This window comes from Micromonospora sp. KC207, from assembly GCF_004348615.1.
GTDB lineage: Bacteria > Actinomycetota > Actinomycetes > Mycobacteriales > Micromonosporaceae > Micromonospora.
The window spans coordinates 16,811-35,485 of sequence record NZ_SMKJ01000008.1 but is presented as its reverse complement, the minus strand read 5'-3'; the positions used below and the strand labels follow the sequence as shown (position 1 = coordinate 35,485).

Annotated in this window: 12 protein-coding genes; 4 read left to right on the top strand and 8 right to left on the bottom strand. The window is 73.4% G+C overall.

Translation table 11 applies throughout. From position 1 onward, the window contains the following. Positions 1–57 precede the first annotated feature (57 nt). From ilvN to E1258_RS02045, 3 genes are all read right to left on the bottom strand, one after another. The gene (ilvN, locus tag E1258_RS02055; protein ID WP_007075136.1) at positions 58–573 is read right to left on the bottom strand and encodes an acetolactate synthase small subunit; all 516 of its coding nucleotides are present in this window, start codon (positions 571–573) and stop codon (positions 58–60) included. Positions 574–752: 179 nt separating this feature from the next. Further along, complete coding sequence (locus E1258_RS02050) at positions 753–2,633, bottom strand: acetolactate synthase large subunit (protein ID WP_132396265.1); 1,881 nt, start codon at positions 2,631–2,633, stop codon at positions 753–755. Positions 2,634–2,824: 191 nt separating this feature from the next. Then, positions 2,825–5,212 (bottom strand): putative bifunctional diguanylate cyclase/phosphodiesterase, encoded by a 2,388-nt coding sequence (locus E1258_RS02045; protein ID WP_371688551.1) that lies wholly within the window; start codon positions 5,210–5,212, stop codon positions 2,825–2,827. A gap of 129 nt (positions 5,213–5,341) precedes the next feature. Here E1258_RS02045 and ilvD point away from each other — a divergent pair, with 129 nt between their 5' ends. Continuing rightward, positions 5,342–7,189 (top strand): dihydroxy-acid dehydratase, encoded by a 1,848-nt coding sequence (ilvD, locus tag E1258_RS02040; RefSeq protein WP_132396261.1) that lies wholly within the window; start codon positions 5,342–5,344, stop codon positions 7,187–7,189. A 395-nt stretch (positions 7,190–7,584) separates the two neighbouring features. Here ilvD and E1258_RS02030 read toward each other — a convergent pair whose 3' ends face one another. Both E1258_RS02030 and E1258_RS33000 read right to left on the bottom strand, forming a co-directional pair. Then, positions 7,585–8,391, bottom strand: a complete 807-nt coding sequence (locus tag E1258_RS02030) for a DNA-processing protein DprA (protein ID WP_243715120.1) — start codon at positions 8,389–8,391, stop codon at positions 7,585–7,587. A gap of 40 nt (positions 8,392–8,431) precedes the next feature. Beyond that, complete coding sequence (locus E1258_RS33000; protein WP_165949604.1) at positions 8,432–9,355, bottom strand: XRE family transcriptional regulator; 924 nt, start codon at positions 9,353–9,355, stop codon at positions 8,432–8,434. 135 nt (positions 9,356–9,490) lie between these two features. On the opposite strand from E1258_RS33000, the gene E1258_RS02020 reads away from it, so the two are divergent. Next, positions 9,491–9,961 carry a DUF2690 domain-containing protein gene (locus E1258_RS02020; RefSeq protein ID WP_132396257.1) on the top strand — a complete coding sequence of 157 codons (471 nt, stop codon included), beginning with the start codon at positions 9,491–9,493 and terminating at the stop codon, positions 9,959–9,961. Here E1258_RS02020 and E1258_RS33805 read toward each other — a convergent pair. Beyond that, on the bottom strand, positions 9,919–10,071 hold the full coding sequence (locus tag E1258_RS33805) for a hypothetical protein (RefSeq protein ID WP_207919368.1): 153 nt from the start codon (positions 10,069–10,071) through the stop codon (positions 9,919–9,921). The genes E1258_RS02020 and E1258_RS33805 overlap by 43 nt on opposite strands. A gap of 233 nt (positions 10,072–10,304) precedes the next feature. Here E1258_RS33805 and E1258_RS02010 point away from each other — a divergent pair, with 233 nt between their 5' ends. Continuing rightward, a complete protein-coding gene (locus E1258_RS02010; RefSeq protein WP_132396255.1) occupies positions 10,305–11,651 on the top strand; it encodes a stress response protein in 1,347 nt (448 codons plus the stop codon). Positions 11,652–11,721: 70 nt separating this feature from the next. Here E1258_RS02010 and E1258_RS02005 read toward each other — a convergent pair whose 3' ends face one another. Continuing rightward, entirely contained in the window at positions 11,722–14,154 is a 2,433-nt protein-coding gene (locus tag E1258_RS02005; protein ID WP_132396253.1) for a glycoside hydrolase family 2 protein, read from the bottom strand. Between the two features lie 435 nt (positions 14,155–14,589). Here E1258_RS02005 and E1258_RS02000 point away from each other — a divergent pair, with 435 nt between their 5' ends. Beyond that, complete coding sequence (locus tag E1258_RS02000; RefSeq protein ID WP_132396251.1) at positions 14,590–15,609, top strand: LacI family DNA-binding transcriptional regulator; 1,020 nt, start codon at positions 14,590–14,592, stop codon at positions 15,607–15,609. 103 nt (positions 15,610–15,712) lie between these two features. Here E1258_RS02000 and E1258_RS01995 read toward each other — a convergent pair whose 3' ends face one another. Beyond that, positions 15,713–18,421: a putative bifunctional diguanylate cyclase/phosphodiesterase gene (locus E1258_RS01995; RefSeq protein ID WP_371688550.1), complete on the bottom strand. Its 2,709-nt coding sequence runs from the start codon at positions 18,419–18,421 to the stop codon at positions 15,713–15,715. Between the last annotated feature and the right edge of the window lie 254 nt (positions 18,422–18,675).

Below are 18,675 nucleotides of genomic sequence, written 5' to 3'. Positions count from 1 at the left end.
GGCTTGTGCGGTTGTGGGTGGGGATCAGGTGGCCCCCGGGGCCGACCTGCCCGGGGATCAGGCGGCCCGCAGGGCCGGGCCGGCGGTGATCGAACGCGAGCCGCGCCCGATCGCCACCGTCCCGGACTGCACCATCTCCTTGATCCCGTACGGTTCGAGGTCGCGCAGCAGCGCGTCCAGCTTGTCGGGGGTGCCCGTGGCCTCGATCGTCAGCGTGTCGGGCGCGACGTCGACCACCCGGGCGCGGAACAGGGTGACCGTCTCCAACACCTGCCCACGCGCCGCGCGGTCGGCCCGGACCTTGACCAGCAGCAACTCCCGGGCGACCGAGACCTGCGGATCCAGCTCGACGATCTTGAGCACGTTGACCAGCTTGTTGAGCTGCTTGGTGACCTGCTCCAGCGGGGACGACTCGGCGTTGACCACGATGGTGATCCGGGAGACGTCCGGGTTCTCGGTCTCCCCGACGGCGAGGCTGTCGATGTTGAAGCCGCGCCGGGAAAACAGCCCGGAAACCCGGGCCAGGACCCCCGGCTTGTTCTCCACCAGCACGGAAAGGGTGTGCATCGTCATGGCTGTGCCTTCCTCGTCATGCCCTCATGGCCCTCGCTGCGCTCGGTGCATTCGGTCATGAAGCTGCCTTCCTCGTCATGCCCTCATGGCCCTCGCTGCGCTCGGTGCATTCGGTCATGAAGCTGCCTTCCTCGTCATGCCCTCATGGCCCTCGCTGCGCTCGGTGCATCCGCTCATGACTAGATGTCGTCCTCGTCAAAAGCCGGGCGGACGCCGCGGGCGAACATGATCTCGTCGTTGCTGGTGCCGGCGGCGACCATCGGCCACACCATCGCGTCCTTGCCGACCACGAAGTCGATCACGACGGGGGCGTCGTTGATCGCCATCGCGGCCTCGATGATCTTGTCGACGTCGGCGGCGTTCTCGCAGCGCAGGCCGACGCAGCCGAGCGCCTCGGCGAGCTTGACGAAGTCGGGGATGCGGTGCTTGTGGGTACCCAGCTCGGTGTTGGAGTACCGCTCGTTGTAGAACAGCGTCTGCCACTGCCGGACCATGCCGAGGTTACCGTTGTTGATCACGGCGATCTTGACCGGGATGCCCTCCAGAGCACAGGTGGCCAACTCCTGGTTGGTCATCTGGAAGCAGCCGTCGCCGTCCACCGCCCAGACCACCGTGTCCGGCCGGCCGACCTTGGCGCCCATCGCGGCCGGCACCGCGTACCCCATCGTGCCGAGGCCGCCGGAGTTGAGCCAGGTGCCCGGATTCTCGTACGAGATGAACTGCGACGCCCACATCTGGTGCTGGCCGACGCCGGCCACGTAGATGGCCTCCGGCCCGGCGATCTTGCCGAGCCGCTGGATCACGTACTGCGGGGAGAGGGTGCCGTCGGCCGGCTCCTCGTAGCCCAGCGGGTACCGGTCGCGCAGGTCGTCGAGCTGGGTCCACCAGTCGCCCAGGTCTGCCGGTCGCCCGGCGGCCCGCTCGGTGGTGACCGCCGCGATCAGCTCCTCGATCACGTGCTTGGCGTCGCCGACGATCGGCACGTCCGCGTGCCGGTTCTTGCCGATCTCGGCCGGGTCGATGTCGGCGTGCACGATCGTCGCGTCCGGGGCGAAGGAGTCCAGCCGGCCGGTGACCCGGTCGTCGAACCGGGCGCCGAGCGCCACGATCAGGTCGGCCTTCTGCAGGCCGTAGACGGCCGCCACGGTGCCGTGCATGCCGGGCATGCCCAGGTGCTGCTGGTGCGAGTCGGGGAACGCCCCGAGCGCCATCAGCGTGGTGACCACCGGGGTGCCGGTCAGCTCCGCCAGCTGGCGCAGCCCCTCGGTGGCCCCGGCCTTGAGCACGCCGCCACCGACGTAGAGCACCGGCCGACGGGCGCTGGTCATCAGCCGGGCCGCCTCCCGGATCTGCTTGCCGTGCGGGTGCAGGGTCGGCCGGTAGCCGGGCAGGTCCAGCGTCGGCGGCCAGGAGAACGTCGTCTGGGCCTGGAGGACGTCCTTCGGGATGTCCACCAGCACCGGGCCGGGGCGGCCCGTCGAGGCCAGGTGGAACGCCTCGGCGAGCACGCGCGGGATCTCCTCGGCCGTCTGGACCAGGAAGTTGTGCTTGGTGATCGGCAGGGTGATGCCCTGGATGTCGGCCTCCTGGAAGGCGTCCGTGCCGATCGACGGCCGCGCGACCTGGCCGGTGATCGCCACCATCGGCACCGAGTCCATGTACGCGTCGGCGATCGGGGTCACCAGGTTCGTCGCCCCCGGGCCGGAGGTGGCCATGCAGACGCCGACCCGGCCGGTGGCCTGGGCGTACCCGGTGGCGGCGTGGCCGGCTCCCTGCTCGTGCCGGACCAGGATGTGCCGGACGGTGGAGTCGTAGAGCGGGTCGTACGCCGGCAGGATCGCCCCGCCCGGAATACCGAAGACGACGTCGACGCCGAGCGCCTCCAGGGACCGCACGAGAGAACCGGCCCCGGAGAGCTGGACCGGCCCGGGCTGCCGTACCCCCGGAGCGGCCGGGACGACGGCGCCGCGGCCGGCCGCGGCGGCGTCGGTCGCGGGCTCACCGCCGGCGCGGGCGCGGCGGGCGGAGTGGGCGAGTGTCTCTGGCGTGGGTCTCGTCATTGCGGTTCAGGCCTTCGGCTGGAGTGGCTGGAACTGATCAAGCGTGCGACGCGGGCGGCTGCCCGTTCCGATGCGATGGGTCCGACGGCAATAAAAACGGCCCTCGTGCAGATGCACGGGGCCAGCGCACTCTCGACGACGGAGAGTGCGCTCAGGTGAGTACTCGCGGAGACTGGTTCGACGACATGCGGTCAAGCCTGCCGCATCTCACGCGATGAGTCAACTGATCCCACATTTTGGTTCACGGGTGTCGGCGCCTCCCCCGCCGCCGCGCCGGCGGCACCCTTCGCGAACTGCTCGGATCCCTCCCATTCGGCCCGCTGGGCAGGCAGCCATCGGGGCCGGGCGGGCGCGGGCGGAGCCGACACCGGGGACGGGCGCGCGCCGGGCGACGTGGCGGCCTCCAGCATCGCCTCCAGGTGCTCGGCCGGCACCCCCCAGCCGAAGAGGGCGCCCTGACCGAACCGGCAGCCGGCGGCGACCACGGCGGCCAACTCGGTGGGGTTGGTCACCCCCTCGGCGATCACCTCCAGCCCGAGCTGGTGCCCCAGGCGCATCACGATGTCCACCATCGGGGCGAAGGGCGGGCCGTCGGCACCGGCCGGGCGGACCGGCTCGTGCTCGGCGACCAGGCCGTGATCGATCTTGAGGATGTCGATCGGCAGCCGGCGGAGCTGCCCCAGCGACGAGTACCCCGCGCCGAAGTCGTCGAGGGCGATCCGGACGCCGGTGCGCCGCAGCGCGGTCAGCCGCCGGATCAGCTCGTCGAGGTCGGTGGCGACGGCGTGCTCGGTGACCTCCAGCACCAACCGCTGCGGCGGCACGTGGTGGGCGCGCAGCGCGTCGGCGACCTGGACGACGTACGCCGGTGCGTGCAGTTCCCGGGGCGAGACGTTCACCGACACCCAGACGTCGTGCCCGTCGGCCAGCCAGCGGGAGAGCTGGTGACACGCCTGGTGCAGCACCCACGCACCGAGCTTGGCGATCATCCCGCACTCCTCGGCCAGCGGGATGAACTCGTCGGGGCGGACGTTGCCCAGCTCCGGGTGCTGCCAGCGCAGCAGCGCCTCCGCCCCGACCGGGCGCACCGACGGCAGCGACGCGACCGGCTGGAAGACCAGCCGCAGCTCCCCGCGCTCGATCGCCCCGCGCAGCTCGTGCTCCAGCGTCGTGCGGCGGCGCAGCAGCTTGTCGTACGCGCCGTCGTAGTGCTCGATCCGGTTCTTGCCGCGCTGCTTGGCGTAGCGCAGGGCCAGGTCGGCATGGCGCAGCAGCAGCTCGGTGTCCGGTTCCTCGGGCTGCCCGGCCACCCCGATGCTGACCGAGAGGAAGACCGGCCCGCCAGGCTGGTCGTACGGGCGACCGAGCACCCCGAGCAGTCGCTCGGCGACCCGCCCCGCATCGGCCGGACAACCGGGCACGAGCACCGCGAACTCGTCCCCGCCGAGCCGGGCGGCCAGGTCGCCGGGGCGCAGGTTGCCGCGCAGTCGCCGGCCCACCTCCGCCAGCACCTCGTCGCCCACGTCGTGCCCGCGCATGTCGTTGACGTTCTTGAAGCCGTCCAGGTCCAGCCCGAGCAGCACGCACGGGTCTCCGGAGCCGGTGGCCTGGTGCAGGGCGCGCAGCAGCCCCCTCCGGTTGGCCAGGCCGGTCAGCGGGTCGGTGTGCGCCAGCTCCCGGAAGTGCGCTTCCCGCTCGGCCAGCCGGACCGCGTACCGGCGCACGTCGTGCAGGGCCAGATATTGCCGGGCCACCAGCGCGAAGCCCTCGACGCTGCCGGCGACGATGCCCAGCGCGTCGAACCGGCCGCCCTGGAGCAGGTGATACATCGCGGAGGCGGCCATCGCGCCCATCGGGACGAAGGCGTACGCGCCGTCGCGGCCGATCAGGTCGACGTCGAGCTGCCCCGGCGGACCGACCCCGCGCACGACCAGCCCGGCGGTCAGCAGCCCGGCCGCGAGCAGCACGGCACCGGCCAGCACCAGGCCCGGCACGGCCTGGCAGAGCCCGCCGGCGATGCCGAGCCCACCGGAGGTCACCGCCGTGATCCCGATGCCGAGCAGGGCCAGCCGGCGGCGGGGCCGGGCGGCGCGCACGAGCACGATCAGGGTGAGCCCGGCGGTGAGCGCGACGCTGACGGTGGCCAGCAGGATCGGCGCGCAGGCCATCGGGGTGGCGGCGCCGAGCAGCCGGGTCGGCTCGGAGAAGAGCACCCAACCGACGAACCAGAGCGCGGTGGCCATGGTCACGCCGTCGAGCACCAGGCGGGCCGTCGCCGCCCGGGTGGCCCCCGCGCCGGGCAGCCGCAGCAGGCCCGCGCCGAAGGCGAGCGCGCTGGCCCCGACTGCGGCGGAGACCAGAGTGGCCCAGCCGGTGCGCTGCCCCTGCCGGTGGGCCAGGTGCTCGCCGCCGGCCAGCGCGACAGTCAGCCCGATCAGCAGGCCGGCCAGCGCGAAGACCCCGGCCACGGCCATCAGCGCGACGGCCCGGCCGCACGGGCGCCCGCGTCGGGCGACGACGACCAGCAGTGCGGTTGCACCGGCGGCGACGAGCCCGCTCAGCACCACGACGGCGATCATGCCCGGGGGGAAGTGCACGTCCTCAACTGTGCCGGATGCCCGCTGTCCGTGGGAGGCCGGGTGTGCATCTGTTGGGACACAGGCCGCGCCCCCGGCGGCGGCCCGTCCGGCGGTGCAAGACTGGTACTCATGCCTGAGCTGCGGTCGAGGACCTCCACCCACGGTCGGACGATGGCCGGTGCCCGGGCCCTGTGGCGGGCCACCGGGATGACCGACGACGACTTCGGCAAGCCGATCGTCGCCATCGCCAACAGTTTCACCCAGTTCGTCCCCGGCCACGTACACCTCAAGGATCTCGGCGGCCTCGTCGCCGACGCGGTCGCGGAGGCCGGCGGGGTCGGCCGCGAGTTCAACACCATCGCGGTCGACGACGGCATCGCCATGGGCCACGGCGGCATGCTCTACTCGCTGCCCAGCCGGGAGCTGATCGCCGACGCGGTCGAGTACATGGTCAACGCGCACTGCGCGGACGCCCTGGTCTGCATCTCCAACTGCGACAAGATCACCCCAGGCATGCTGCTGGCCGCACTGCGGCTGAACATCCCCACCGTCTTCGTCTCCGGCGGCCCGATGGAGGCCGGCAAGACGCTGGCGATCGAGGGCATCGTCCACTCCAAGATCGATCTCATCGACGCCATGGTCGCCTCGTCCAACGACGCGGTCACCGACGACCAGCTCGGCGAGATCGAGCGGTCCGCCTGCCCGACCTGCGGCTCCTGCTCCGGCATGTTCACCGCCAACTCGATGAACTGCCTCACCGAGGCGATCGGCCTGGCCCTGCCCGGCAACGGCTCGACGTTGGCCACCCACGCCGCCCGCCGGTCGCTGTTCGTCGAGGCCGGCCGGACCATCGTGGAGATCGCCAAGCGCTGGTACGACGGCGACGACGCCTCGGTGCTGCCGCGGCAGATCGCCAACCGGGCCGCGTTCGAGAACGCCGTCGCCCTCGACGTGGCCATGGGCGGGTCCACCAACACGATCCTGCACCTGCTCGCCGCCGCCCGCGAGGCCGAGCTGGACTTCTCCGTCGCCGACATCGACGCCGTCTCCCGCCGGGTGCCCTGCCTGGCCAAGGTCGCGCCGAACTCGCCGCAGTACCACATGGAGGACGTGCACCGCGCCGGCGGCATCCCCGCCATCCTCGGTGAGCTGGACCGCGCCGGGCTGCTGCACCGGGACGTGCGCTCCGTGCACTCCCCCTCGCTGGCGCAGTGGCTCGCCGACTGGGACGTGCGGGGCGGCTCGGCCACGCGCGAGGCGATCGAGCTGTTCCACGCCGCGCCGGGCGGGGTGCGCACCACCGAGCCGTTCTCCACCACCAACCGCTGGTCGTCGCTGGACACCGACGCGGCCGGCGGCTGCGTGCGCGACCGCGAGCACGCGTACAGCGCCGACGGCGGGCTGGCCATCCTGCACGGCAACCTCGCCCCGGACGGCGCCGTGGTGAAGACCGCCGGCGTGCCCGAGGAGTGCCTGACCTTCCGCGGGCCGGCAAAGGTGTACGAGTCGCAGGACGACGCCGTCACGGCGATCCTCGCCAAGGAGATCGTCGCCGGCGACGTGGTGGTGATCCGGTACGAGGGCCCCAGGGGCGGCCCCGGTATGCAGGAGATGCTCTACCCCACCTCGTTCCTCAAGGGCCGGGGGCTGGGCCGGTCCTGCGCACTGCTCACCGACGGCCGGTTCTCCGGCGGCACCTCGGGCCTGTCCATCGGGCACGTCTCCCCGGAGGCGGCCTCCGGCGGCCTGATCGCCCTCGTCGAGCCCGGCGACGAGATCGTCATCGACATCCCGGCCCGGTCGATCTCGCTGAACGTGCCGGAAGACGTGCTGGAGGCGCGGCGCATCGCGCAGGAGAAGCGCGCCAGGCCGTACACGCCGGCCGACCGGCAGCGCCCGGTGTCGGCCGCGCTGCGCGCGTACGCGTCGATGGCGACGTCGGCCAGCGACGGCGCGTACCGCCGCGTTCCCGAGTGAAAGGAGGGGCCCCTTGTTAACGCCTGGCGTATAGCAGGGGCCCCTTCTCACCACCTGAGGCGACGAAGGTCTGGGGTCTCCAGCGCGCCGCCGTCTGGCAGGCACCACGAGCCCATTTCCGGCCAGTTCTGAGCTCAGCGCTCGACGGCACACACCGTCAGGTCGAACACCGGCTCCTCGATTGCCTTGAGCAGGGGTCGGGACGCCACGTGTTCCGGATCGACGTGCCGGCCGAGCACCACGACACCCACCGATGAGGCACCGGCAGTCTTCAGCGCATGTGCGCGTGACTGCGCCCGGGAACCAGTGGTCGGCACATCAACTCTCCGGCGGCCAGTGGGTTGCGGAGGAAGTTCCGTTGGGTCTCGACGTAGTTTCGGATCCTGGCCCAGGGGTCAGAGGCTGACGAACTCAGGAAAGCCCTCCAGCTCGGGGGCCGTCGGCACCCGGTCGAGGATGCCGTCCACCGCCTCCATCAACTCCACCGTGCCGCGCGCCACGTGGACCCCGGGCCGGTCGGCGAACGAGCGCGCCCACTCGTGCCGCATCACCTGGCCGGTGAGCACCACCGGACGGCCGTGCTGGAGCGCCAGCCGCGCCTGGATGCGGGCTCCGCTGCGCTCACCGGCCTCAACGACGACGGTCGCGGCGGCATAACCGCTCATCACGGCGTTGCGCATCGGGAAGCTCTGCCTCGTCGGGGCGGCGTCCGGCCAGAACTGGCTGATCACCAGGCCCACATCGGCGATGTGCTCCTGCAGTGCCTGGTTGGCAGCTGGATAGTGGCGGCGGATGCCGGTGCCGATGACCGCGACCGTGCGCCCACCAGCGGCGAGCGTCGCCTCGTGGGCCGCAGTGTCAATCCCCTCCGCCAGGCCACTGACCACGGTGACGCCCCGGCTGGCCAGCGAGGTCGCCACCGACCCGGCGACCTCCAGGCCCCGGTCGCTCGCCTCTCGACTGCCGACCACCGCGATGGCACGTGGATCGGGCCGCAGGCCCCCCCCCCGCGCGAACAGCAGCGGTGGCATCTCCCGGATGTCGCGGAGCTGGGCGGGATAGTCCTCGTCGAAGAAGGCACGGACTGTGACGCCCTCGGCCTGCCAGGCCAGCAGGTCTCCGGCCGCCGCCTCGATGAGCGAGTCGACCGAGCGAGTGTCGGGGAACAGGGTGTCCGCCCTACCGACCAACCGCGCGAGCACGCCGACTGCGGTGCCGGTCTCCTGGACCTCGTGGGTGGTGTCAGGGGATGGGGCGGACCTGGGTGGCGCCCCGGTAGCAGCCCGTGCGCGCCGGCGGCGACGCCCACCCCTCGCCGGTGATCCGGACCTCGGCCCAGACACAGCTCCGGGTGCTGGTCAGCAGGTTGCCGTACGCCGAGATGCCGGCGTAGTCGATGGTGAAGTCCCGGCTGCGGGCCGGGGTGTCGCCGTCGGTGACGGTGAGCACCACCCGGGCCGGCCGGGGCAGGGTCGGGGTGCCCGCCGGGGCCGGCATGAACCGGGGCCAGCTTGCCCCGCAGGCGGGCGAGTAGCGCAGCTCCACCATTCCGATCACCCGCTCGTCGACCAGCACCGCAGCGCTGTCGACGGTCGCCACGGCGGGATCCGCGGCGCAGCCGGCGTCCTTCGGGTCCGCCCCGTCGCGCACCTCGACGACCGGAGCGGGCTCCACGGACGTCGGGACCGCCACCCCGGCCGGTGGGGAGGACGGGCCCGGCGGACGGTCCCCGTAGCGCCAGCCGATCGATGCCAACCCGACGACGAGCACCAGCAGCAGTCCCGCCACGGCGGCGGGAAGCAGCAGCCGGCGGCGGGACAGATCAGCCTGCGCCGGAGACCGCAGCAGTTCGGTGGGCCCGGCCTCCTCGTCGGCAGCACTCGAACCGCCCGTCGCCTCGGGAGCGGTCGCGGCGACCTGCCGCCAACGGCTGGCCCAGGCCGCCTCGTCGCCGCCGAGCGCCCGGACGTACGCGAGGGTGGTGTCCAGGGTGGGCAGTTTCCGGCCGCCGGCCGCCTCCGACAACGAACTCGACGACCGGTGCGCCCGGCGGGCCAACGCCTGGTAGGTCGGCCGGCCGGCCTGCTCGCGCAGCCTGCGCAGCTCGGCGGCGAACGCCTGCACCGGGTCGGCGTCAGGGTCCAGGGGGCGCTCCGCCCGGGCCATGTGACTCCTCGCATTGATTGACCAGCGCCGGTATTGATTGTCCAGCGCCACACAGCGTAGAGACGACCGGCGACGCAAGGTAGAGATGGAAGTCGATTTCCCAGCCGGAGATCGTCAATCCACAGTGGAGGAAGAATGACCACCGCACCCCGTATGCCGAAAGCCGCCCGCCGGGCGTTGGCCGTCGTGGCCGCCGGCACGCTGGTCGCCGCCAGCCTGCTCGTGGCGAGCCCGGCGAGCGCCGCCTGCCCCACCAGCGGCTGCGACGGCACCGACCCGATCAACACCGGCTGCTCGGCCGACGCCCGCAACGCCACCAGCCAGCCGGCGTACATCATGAAGGGCGCGACCACGCTGGCCGTGGTGGAGCTGCGCTACAGCGCCGCGTGCGGCACCAACTGGGGCCGGATCAACAACCGGGTGACCCCGAACAGCGTCCGGGTCACCGCCTACCGGGAGAGCCCGCGCAAGTCGACCCCGTGGTACGGCGGCACCGGGGCCCAGTACTACGGCGACCAGCTCCACGGCGACAACTCGGTGATCTGCGCGGTCGGCGAGGTGGTTTACGGCGGCGTCACGTACACGAGTTCGCCGCTCTGCGCCTGATCGCGGCGGCCCACCGGCCGGGCGACCGCCTCGACGTCGGTGGCGGCGAACTGCTCCAGGACGGGCTTCGGTCCGTCCTGGAGCAGTTCGAGCACGCGGACGTTTGGCACTTGCGGAGACCTTCGACTCGTCGTCGGCTGTGCCCCCTGGGGCCGTTTCGCGCAGTCATGTTCCGGACACCGACCGCCAGGTCCGGCCGATCGGCGCGCAAGAGGACACCCGCCGCCCGCCCGTGGTCCCTACCGGCCAACTCAATCGACTCGTTCGCCCCGGTGATGCCACCGGCTTCCGAACGGTTGACGGGTTAACTTCTCGTATCACCGCCATGACGAGGAGTTTCCGCATGTCTGAGGAGACCTGGCTCGCCGCCCGCCTGATCCCCACCTCGGGCATCAACGGGGCCGACGAGCAGGAACGGCGGGCCACATCCGCCCTGCTGGCCGTGATGAGCGCCGTACGTGAGTTCGGCCGCGCCCTGACGCAGTCCGTCGGCGCGCCGGCCGGCACGGTACAGACCTTCATCGAGGTTCCGTTCAAGCTCGGCGACCAGCAACTGTTCCCCGACGGCCTCATCCGCGTGACGCGGGGGCAGCGGCGGTGGACGGCGCTGGTGGAGGTGAAGACCGGCAGCAACGCCCTGCGGACCGAGCAGGTGGAGGCGTACCTCGACATCGCCCGGGAGCAGGGGTTCGACGCCCTCCTCACGATCTCCAACGAGATCGCCCCGGTCCCTGGGCAGCACCCGACCACGGTCGACCGGCGAAAGCTGCGCAAGGTCGCGCTGCACCACCTGCCCTGGACCGAGGTCCTGACGCAGGCCGTGTTGCAGAAGGAGTACCGGGGCGTGGCGGACCCGGACCAGGCGTGGGTGCTCGGCGAGCTGATCAGATACCTGGAGCACCCCCGCTCGGGAGCCCTGGAGTTCAGCGACATGGGCCCCGCCTGGGTCCAGGTCCGCGAGGCCGTCTCGGCCGGCACCCTGCGCGCCGGCGACGGTGGCGCGGCGCAGGTCGCCGGCCGGTTCGACGCCCTGATCCGGTACGTCTGCCTGCGCCTCGGCAGGCGACTCGGCACGGAGGTCACCCCCGCGCTGAGCCGCCGCGACCTCGCCGACCCGGCCGCGCGCACCCAGGGGCTGGTCAACCAACTCGTCTCGACGGGAACCCTGACCGGCAGCATCAGGATCCCTGGCTCCGTCGGCTCGCTCCAGGTGACCGCCGACCTGCGGGCGGGGCAGGTCATCTGCCACGTCGACGTGGACGCGCCCCGCACCGGCCGCCCGACGACTCGGGTCAACTGGCTGGTCCGCCAGCTCAGGGACGCGCCGGACAACGTACGCATCGAGGCCTTCGCCATGCACGCACGCGGCGGCGGCGCGACGGACCTGCTGCGTCAGGTGCGCGCCGAGCCGACCACGTTGATCAGCGACCCGGCGCGTGAGCTGCGCGCCTTCCGGGTCGCCCAATCCACGGCCGCCGGCACGAAGCGGGGCAGCGGTCGCGGCGCGTTCATCGACTCGGTGCTGGACGCGGTCGACGAGTTCTACGAGCAGATCATCCAGAACCTGAAGCCGTGGCTGCCCGCGCCGCCTCGGCTGCGTTCCCCCGAGGAGACCGCGCCGGTGCAGCCCGTCGCGCCCAGCCTCATCTCCACCGCCATCTCCTCGCAGGACGACCCGCCGAGCAGCTGAGCCGGGTGCCGGGGTGTTTGGAGGGGCCCCTTCCTATACCGAAAGCGTCAACAGGGGGCCCCTCCTTGCATCAGTTCACCGTGCGCAGGACGGGGCGGCTGGTGAGGGCGGCCGGGTCGAGCGGGCGCGGGGCCCGGACCGTGAACGTCGCCGACTCCCCCGGCAGCAGGGTGACCAGGGCCTCGTCGACCTCGGCGACCGGGTCGAGCCGGTCCGGGAACAGGGTCAGGTCGCGCAGGATCGTGCGGGCGGTGACCCGGACCCGCTGCCCGCCGTCGACCTGCTCGACCGTCGCGTCGAACCGCGCCGCCGGCCAGTCGGCGTCGCGGTCCTCGGCGAAGAACCAGAACGCCCGCCCGGCGTCGCCGTCGGCCTCGGCGACCAGCAACTCCGGCCGGGCCTGCTCGGGCCGGGCCAGGTCCGCGGGCAGCGCCAGCTCCACCCTCCCGTACGCGGGCACGTCGAGGTGGTACGCCGACTTCGCCCTCGGCTCGCCGTCCGCCGTGAGCCGGGTGACGGTGGCGGGGGCCCGCCACGGCTCCCCGGTCTCGTTGACCGCCACCAGCGCCAGCCCGCCGTCGCGGGGCTGGACGGTGAGCAGCCGGTCGGCGTACGCGCGGCGCAGCGCGTACCACAGCGGCTTGCGCCGGCCGTCGCCGTCGACGGCCGCCCAGGAGGTGACCGGCCAGCAGTCGTTGAGCTGCCAGACGATGGTGCCCATGCAGACCGGCCGGTGCGAGCGGAAGTGCTCCACCCCGAGCTGGATGGCCCGCGCCTGGTTGAGCTGGGTGAAGTAGTGCCAGTCGGCGAAGTCTGCCGGCGGGGGCAGGTGGGCGTCCAGGCCCCGACGCAGCTTCGCGTCGCCGTCGATCGCCTTCTGGTGGTGGGCCATCCCGGGCGAGTCGGGCGCGAGCGGATCGTCGGAGATCGCCCGGCGCAGCGTCGCGTACGCCGGGGGGCCCTGATAGCCGAACTCGGCGACGAACCGGGGCACGTACTCGCGGTACCTGGTGTAGTCGTCGGTGTTCCACACGTCCCAGATGTGCGTGGTGCCGTGCGCCGGGTCGTTCGGGTGGATGTCCTCGCTGCCCGACCACGGGCTCCCCGGCCAGTACGGGCGGGTCGGGTCCAGCTCGGCGACGACGCGGGGCAGCAGGTCCAGGTAGTAGCCCCGGCCCCAGGTACGGCCGGCGAGCCGATGCTGCCAGTCCCAGTCGTGCCAGCCCCAGATGTTCTCGTTGTTGCCGGTCCACAGCACCAGCGACGGGTGGGCGGCCAGCCGGGTCACCTGCTCCCGCGCCTCGGCCTCGACCTCGGAGCGGAACGGCTCCTCCTCCGGGTACGCCGCGCAGGCGAACAGGAAGTCCTGCTGGACCAGCAGCCCGAGGGAGTCGGCGAGGTCGTAGAAGTCCTCCGACTCGTACCGGCCGCCGCCCCAGACGCGCAGCAGGTTGATGTTCGCCCCGACGGCCTGCTCGAAGCGTTCGGCCAGCCGTGCCCGGGTGACCCGGTTGCCGAAGGCGTCGTCGGGTATCCAGTTGGCTCCCCGGACGAAGACCGGCACGTCGTTGACGACCAGGGTGAACGCGGAGCCGTGCTCGTCGGCGCCGGTGTCCAGGCGCACGGTGCGGAAGCCGACGCGGCGGGACCAGGCGTCCAGCTTCCGGCCGTCGGCGGCGCGCAGGGTCACCGCGAGGGGGTGCAGCGGCTGCTCCCCGTACCCCCGGGGCCACCACAGCGCGGGGTCGTAAACCTCGACGGTCAGCGCGGCCGTGCGTTCCCCGGTCGCCACGACCGCCTCGGCGGCGGCCCCGGCCATCGTCGCGTGGACGGTGACCGGCTCGTCGGTGATCCGCTCGACCTCGACGCGCACCTCGACCCGGCCGACGCCATCGGCGATGGTGACCAGCGGCCGGACCGTCGCGAGCCGGGCGGTGGACCAGGCGTGCAGGCCGATGTCCTGCCAGATGCCGGCGGTGACGAGGGTCGGCCCCCAGTCCCAGCCGAAGTTGCAGGCCGTCTTGCGGATGAAGTTGAACGGCTCCGGATACGCGTTGGGTCGGTCGCCGAGCCGGTCCCGGTGCGCCTGCGCGTAGCGGTACGGCGAGTCGAACCGGACGGTCAGCCCGTTCGCCCCCGGCCGTAGCGCCGCCGCCACGTCGAACCGGTGGCCGCGGTGCATGTTCTCGGCCTGGCCGACCTCGACGCCGTTGACGGCGACCGTGGCGACCGTGTCGAGGCCGGCGCAGACCAGGTCGACCCGGTCGGCGTCGCCGCTCGGGGCGTCGAAGACCGTCTCGTACACCCAGTCGGTGCGCCCGATCCAGGCCAGCGCCGTCTCGTTGTCGTCGAGGTACGGGTCCGGGATGAGGCCGGCGGCGAGCAGGTCGGTGTGCACGCAGCCGGGCACGGTCGCCGGGATCGACCGGCCGTCCACCTCCGGCGGCACCTGCGGGCCGGGAACGGCCCGCAGCAGCCACCCCTCGTGCAACGGTTGCCGCATCACGACTTCACCGCGCCTTCCATGATTCCGCGGACGATCTGGCGACCGCTCCCGACATCGAGAGACGTCGACTGAACCGGGTAAGTGTCGCCACCGTACGGATTGGTTTCACCAGTGTCAACGGACGGTTGACGGCGTGGCCGTTCCGTAACGTTCCCGCCCGGGGAAGGCGCGATCATGCGCGGTGAATCGCGCTCGGGCGCAGGTACGGGCGGGGCCGGAAACCCCGCCTCCAAACCCCGAGCCATAGGCTTAACCGGGCAAGCACCCGCCCATCCGGCGCGGGCGGGAGGTTCGCGACCTCGATCACCGGCCGGCCCGCTTGCAGTAGCGTGAGGGCCGCCGGCCACCCCGGCACCGTGGCACCCGCCGCCGGGCGGGCCGAGCAAGGACACCCGCCGCCCGAGCGGGCCGAGCAAGTGGAGGAACACGCCGGTGAAGCGGCCGACCATCGCCGACGTCGCGCGGCGGGCCGGGGTCTCCAAGGGCGCAGTCTCGTACGCGCTGAACGGGCAGCCCGGCGTCTCCGAGGCGACCCGCCAGCGCATCCTGGCCATCGCCGCGGAGATCGGGTTCAGTCCGAGCAGCGCCGCCCGGGCGCTCTCCGGCGCCAGCGCCCACGCCGTGGGGCTGGCCCTGTGCCGGCCGGCCCGGATACTCGGCATCGAGCCGTTCTTCATGGAGCTGATCAGCGGCGTCGAGGCCGAGCTGTCGGCCCGCTCGTACGCGCTGACCCTGCAGGTGGTGGCCGACCACGACGCGGAGATCGCGGTCTACCGCCGCTGGTGGGCCGAGCGCCGGGTCGACGGGATCTTCGTCTGCGACCTGCGCACCGACGACCGGCGGGTGTGGGCGCTGGAGGAGCTGCAGCTGCCGGCCGTGGTGATCGGCGGCCCCGGGCACACCGGAACGCTGGCCCACATCTGGTCCGACGACGCCGCGGCGCTGATCGAGACGGTGGAGTATCTGGTGGCCCTGGGCCACCGCCGGATCGCCCGGGTCGGCGGCCTGCCCTCGCTGCTGCACACCGAGGTCCGCAACGACGCCTTCACCGAGGTGTGCGGGCGACTCGGGCTCGACGAGTCGGTCACCGTCTGGTCGGACTACACCGGCGAGGAGGGGGCGCGGGCCACCCGGCGACTGCTCAGCTCCCCGCACCGCCCCACCGCCGTCATCTACGACAACGACGTGATGGCGGTGGCGGGCCTGTCCGTGGCCCAGGAGATGGGTCTGTCGGTCCCCGGCGACCTGTCCATCGTCGCCTGGGACGATTCGCCCCTGTGCCAGCTCGTCCACCCGCCGCTGACGGCGCTCGGCCGGGACATCCCGGCCTACGGCGCACACGCCGCCCGGCAGCTACTCAAGGTGATCGAGGGCGAGCCGGTCAGCGGCGTGCAGGGCGAGACGGCGCAACTCACCCCCCGGGGCAGCACCGCGCCACCCCGGGTGCGGTGATCCGGGATCGGCCGGGCCGGGGCAAGACGAACCGGGGTCGGACGAACCGGGGCCCGCCGGGCCGGGGTCGGGTGAACCAGGGTCGGGTGAACCGACTGAGCGGTCACCGGGACGTGGACGGGAACTCCTCGAAGTAGGCCTCCACCCGCTCGGCGGTCGCCGGACGGGCCAACGCGTAGCCCTGCCCGTACCGGCAGCCGGCCTGCGACGCCGCGTCCGTCTGCGCCGGTGTCTCCAGCTCCGCGGCGACGATCTCCAGGCCGAGCCGGTCACCGAGGCTGACCACCACGCTGGTCAGCGGCGACGGCCCCGCCTCGGCCGCGTCCGTCCGCTGCGGGGCCAGCTTCAACATGTCGATCGGGAGCCGGCGGAGCTGGGCCAGCGAGGCGTGCGCGGCGCGGAACCCGTCCAGCGCCGTGCGGACGCCGAGCGAACGCAGCCCGGCGAGCCGGGCCACCAGCGCGGGCAGCTCCGGGCCGACGCGCGGCTCGGCCACCTCGATCACCAGCCGGTCCGCCGCTATCCCGTACGTGGCCAGCACCGCCGCCGTGCGCTGGAGGAAGTCCGACGCGACCAGCTCCCGGGGGGTGACGTTCACCGACATCCACAGCCGCCGGTTTCCGGCCGACCAGTCGGCGAGCTGGCGGCACGCCCGGTCCAGCACCCAGCGGCCCACCTCGCCGACGAGGTCCAGATCCTCCGCGACCGGCAGCAGCTCCGCCGGCAGCACGGTGCCCAGCACCGGGCTGCGCCAGCGCAGCAGCGCCTCCGTGCCCACCGGCAGCCCGTCGGCCAGCCCCAGCACCGGCTGGTAGACCAGGTCCAGCTCGCCCCGGGCCGCCGCGCCGGGCAGCTCCCGCTCCAGGTCGAGCCGACGCACCAACTGCTCCTCCAGGTACGCGTCGTACCACTCGATCCGGTCCCGCCCGAGCTGGGCCGCCCGGCGGCGGGCCAGGTCCGCCTGACGCAGCACGTCGTCCGGCCCCGCCCCGGAGACCTCGGCCAGGCCGATGCTCGCCTGCAACCGGACCTCGTCCGGGCCCGCCACCCGATACGGCTGCGACAGCGCCGCCAGCAGCCGGGTGCCCAGCGCGTACGCGAGCACCGGGCCCGCGTCGGTGAGCACCGCGAACTCGTCCCCCACCAGTCGGGCCACCAGGTCCTCCGCGCCGGCCGCCGCCCGCAGCCGACGGGCCACCTCGACCACGACCACGTCGCCGAACGCGTGCCCGCGACCGTCGTTGACCGCGCCCAGGCCGTGCAGGTCGACCACCAGCAGCGCCCCCGACCCGCCCCGCCGGGCGCGCAGCTCGCACAGCAGCTCCCGCCGGTTGGCCAGCCCGGTGAGCTGGTCGGTCGCGGCGAGCTGTTGCACCGCGCGTTCCAACCGGCGGCGCTCGCCGACGTCGCGCACGTGCAGCACGAGCGCGTGGACCTCGGGCACGCCGCGCTGGTCGCTCACCGTGGACTCGGTCTCCCGCCAGACCCCGTACCCGTCGCGCATCCGCGCCGGCAGCAGCGTCGGCCGGGCACCGGCGAGCACCTCGTCGAGCAGCCGCGCGGCCTGCGGCGCGTCGTCCGGGTGCAGCAGGTCGGCGAAGTGCCGGCCGAGCACGTCCGCGTCGGTGAGCGCGAACAGCCGGGCCGCCGCCGGGGACTGCCAGCGCACTCGCAGCGTGCCGTCCAGCAGCAGAATCAGATCGTTGCCGCCGGAGACCAGGGCACGGAAGTACGCCTCCTGGGCGGCGAGACGGCCGGCGTACCGGCGGTTGTCGGTGGCGGAGATCAGCTCCCGGACGACCAGCGGGGGAATCACCGCCAGCCCGAGCAGGATCATGCCCGGGGTGAACGGCCCGTACGTGACGAGGTGCACGCCGGCGGCCAGGGTGGCGATGCCCGCCGGCGCGCTGACCCGGGGCCAGACCGGCGGCGGACCCCCCGCCCGCTCCGGGTCGCCACCGGCCACCCGCCGGACCCCGGCGGCGGTGAGCAGCGCTCCGGTCACCAGCGGCGGCACGGTGGCCAGCGCCGCCGGTTCCGGCGCGTCGTAGGCCAGCAGCACGATCAGCGCGAGCAGGCCGAACTGGGTGGCCCCGGTGCCCAACAGGCAAATCGCCGCGCCGGGGCGGCGTCGCCAGTCCGCCAGCACCGCCACGCCGATCGCCGCGAAGCCGAACCCGCCGAACGCCACCGCGATCCGGGCGGCGAGCGGAGCCTGCTCCGTCGGCAGCAGCACCCACGCGGCGAATTGCAGGCTCAGGCCCAGGCTGACGATGTCCACCGCGTGGCGCAGCCGGGCGCACAGCGACAGCCGGACACGGCCGGGCAGCAGGAGCAGCCCGGCGCTGTGCAGCGCGGCGGCAAGGCCGAGCCCCGCCGCGCCGACGGCGACCCGCAGGCCGGCGGCGGTGAGCGGCAGCACCGCGACGGTCAGCCCGACGGTGAGCACCGCCGCGTAGAGCAGGCCGGCGGCGGGCCGCACGCGCTGGCCACGGCGGCGGCCGGGGCCGGCCCCGACGGGACCGTCCCGGTCGGCGTGGTGGGGCCGGTCGGGGCCGTCGGAGCCGGTGTGGTGGGGCTGGTCGGGGCCGTCGGAGCTGTCCCCGGCGGGGCCGTCGCCCCGGGCCGGGACGACCAGCCGGGAGAGCCGGGCCCCGGCCAGGACGCTGCCGGCGGCCCCGGCGAGCGCCACCGCGGCCAGCGGCGGAACCACGCCGGCGAGCCCGGCGAGGACGAGCAGCGCCGCCGCCGCCAGCACCAGCAGGTCGGCGGGGCGTAGGCGGGGGGAGCCTGAGGGGTACGCGACGGGCACGGCGGTCGCCTTCGTGAGGGGGCACGGGCGGTGCGGTACGGCGGTGGTCCCGGCACGGCGGTGCGGTCGCAGTGCCCGGCTGGTCGGCGGTGTCGCCGGGCGGGGGTCCGGCGCGGCAGACGAGCCGCCCATCCCGGGGAACGATTCATCGTCACCGCCGGACGCGGGCGCCGTGGGCCGGGCGCGCGTGATTCGGGTCACTGCGGCGGCGGTAACCCGGTTCGCCGCCCACCCGGTGAGCCGTCTCGCCCAAG